The sequence below is a fragment of the Curtobacterium sp. P97 genome (genome assembly GCF_023712445.1).
Taxonomy (GTDB): domain Bacteria; phylum Actinomycetota; class Actinomycetes; order Actinomycetales; family Microbacteriaceae; genus Curtobacterium.
In genome coordinates this window covers 1-479 of the sequence record NZ_JAMAYF010000063.1, presented here as the reverse complement: position 1 = coordinate 479, position 479 = coordinate 1, and the positions used below count along the sequence as shown (strand labels likewise).

Annotated in this window: 1 protein-coding gene; it reads left to right on the top strand. The window is 76.2% G+C overall.

Features of this window, described 5'->3' with window-relative positions; all coding sequences use genetic code 11:
- Positions 1–479, top strand: a 479-nt coding sequence (locus M3677_RS16935) for a glutamate-cysteine ligase family protein (protein ID WP_251161129.1), incomplete at both ends; no start/stop codon positions are given.

The window sequence follows — 479 nt, the reverse complement described above, 5'->3', positions numbered from 1 at the left end:
ACCGTCTGGTGGTCGCGCTGGCCGGTCTCCGGCCCGCCCGAGGCCCTCGGCGACGCCGACGGCTACCGCGCCGTGGTGGCCCAGCTCGTCGCCAGCGGCATGGTGCCCGACGGCTCGCAGCTCTACTGGGACCTGCGCCCCTCCACCCACGTGCCCACCGTCGAGTTCCGCGGCGCCGACGTCTGCACCGACCTGGACGACGTCGTCCTGCACGCCGCGCTGTGCCGCTCGCTGGTCGCCGTGCTGGCCCGAGACACCGCCCCGGCGCCGCAGATCCGGCCCGAGGTGCTGCGCGCCGCCCGCTGGAAGGCCGCCCGCGCGGGGCTCACCGGTGAGCTCTTCGACCCGGTCACCGCCGCTCTCGTACCGGCCGAGACCGCCGTCCGCTCGCTGCTGGGGTTCGTCCGCGACGACCTCGACGAGCGGGGTGATCTCGCCGACGTCACCGCCCTCACCGAGCAGCTGCTCGGCCGGGGGAC